This window comes from Streptomyces diastatochromogenes (assembly GCF_002242805.1).
GTDB classification, from domain to species: Bacteria; Actinomycetota; Actinomycetes; order Streptomycetales; family Streptomycetaceae; genus Streptomyces; species Streptomyces diastatochromogenes.
In genome coordinates, this window is sequence record NZ_MCGQ01000147.1 from 1 (window position 1) to 500 (window position 500).

The 500-nt window shown below is 75.8% G+C and carries 1 protein-coding gene; it reads right to left on the reverse strand.

The genetic code is table 11. The annotated features are described in order from the left end of the window. The coding region (locus tag BEK98_RS47165; protein ID WP_143684289.1) for a ketoacyl-synthetase C-terminal extension domain-containing protein at positions 1-500 on the reverse strand (500 nt) is incomplete at both ends.

Genomic DNA, 500 nt, shown 5'->3' on the forward strand with positions numbered 1-500 from the left:
GAGCCCCTCGGTACTCGCACCGGACAGCAGGAGCGGCGGCTCGGGAGCGGGCCGGGCACTTGCGCGGTGCGGGGCGTCCCGCTCGTCTACCGCTTCCTCCAGGATCACGTGCGCGTTGGTTCCGCCGATGCCGAAGGCGGACACCGCGGCGCGCCGGGGCCGACCGGGAGCGGTGCGCCAGGGCTGCTCCCGCTGCAGCAGTCGTACGGCGCCGGAGGACCAGTCGACCCCCGGAGAGGGCTCGTCGGCATGCAGCGTGCGCGGCAGCACCCCGTGGCGCATCGCCAGGACGGTCCTGATGACCCCCGCGACACCGGCCGCGGCCTGGGTGTGTCCGATGTTGGACTTCAGCGATCCCAGCCACAGCGGCCGCTCGGCCGGGCGGTCCTGCCCGTACACCGCGAGGAGCGCCCGGGCTTCGATGGGGTCGCCGAGCGGGGTGCCGGTGCCGTGGGCCTCCACGGCGTCGATGTCGGCCGGGGTGAGCCCGGCGGCGGCCA